The organism is Spirosoma utsteinense (assembly GCF_014282275.1).
Lineage (GTDB): Bacteria > Bacteroidota > Bacteroidia > Cytophagales > Spirosomataceae > Spirosoma > Spirosoma utsteinense.
Genome location: NZ_VFIA01000171.1, coordinates 1 through 770, shown reverse-complemented (window position 1 = coordinate 770; position 770 = coordinate 1). Strand labels below are relative to the sequence as shown.

The window sequence follows — 770 nt, the reverse complement described above, 5'->3', positions numbered from 1 at the left end:
ATAGACTTTATTGCAACGTATTAGAAACGGGCATAGGACTATAGCCAGAAAACTCCTCCCCATATTGCTCCCACCAGCTTTTGATAAACGACAGTTTATCCTTGAATTGATCAAAACCAGCATGAAAAACAGACACCAACTCATCCATATTCTTGAGCATACTCTGTTCCGTCATCCAACGCTTGACCCCCTTCCAGATCTTTTCGATGGGATTTAAATCGGGGCTGTAGGCGGGAATGTAAATGAAAAAAATACGATGCTCCCAACCCCATGTGTTCAACGCTGTATGGGTAGTCGCATTGTCCCAGAAAATGATCAGTGCAGCACCGTCTGTTTGCTGAGATTTCACCCATAAAAGGGCCTCCGTGATCGCTTCTGTTTTGCCATCGGCCAACGTAACTAACTGGCTAATGGCATTCAGTCCGTAGAACCCAAAAAAACTTTGACTGCCCCGATCTGTATTGACGACCCGGCACAAGTGGGGTTCAAAAGCCCAGAAGCGTGCATTATTGACATGGCGTTGTGCAGCCACTTCATCCGAAAAGCCCCACTTAACACGCTCAGGGTCAATACCCATTGCTTGAATAGCGTCGACGGTTGCTTTGATGCGTTGCCGAAGTTGCTCGGGGGCTTCTTCTGCCCGGTGATAATCCCGAGGGCGAGGCTTATAGAAATACATTCCTTCACGGTCTCGTAGTAGGCTGCACCAATGAGAATGACTGTAGCGAATGTGAGTGATTGAGGCGAACTCAGTAGCCAATTGGCTACTA

At 47.5% G+C, this 770-nt stretch carries 1 protein-coding gene; it reads right to left on the bottom strand.

Annotated features, from left to right (window positions below; genetic code table 11):
• Positions 1-7 precede the first annotated feature (7 nt).
• On the bottom strand, positions 8-770 hold a 763-nt coding region (locus FH603_RS28320), incomplete at its 5' end, for an IS630 family transposase (protein WP_186742779.1).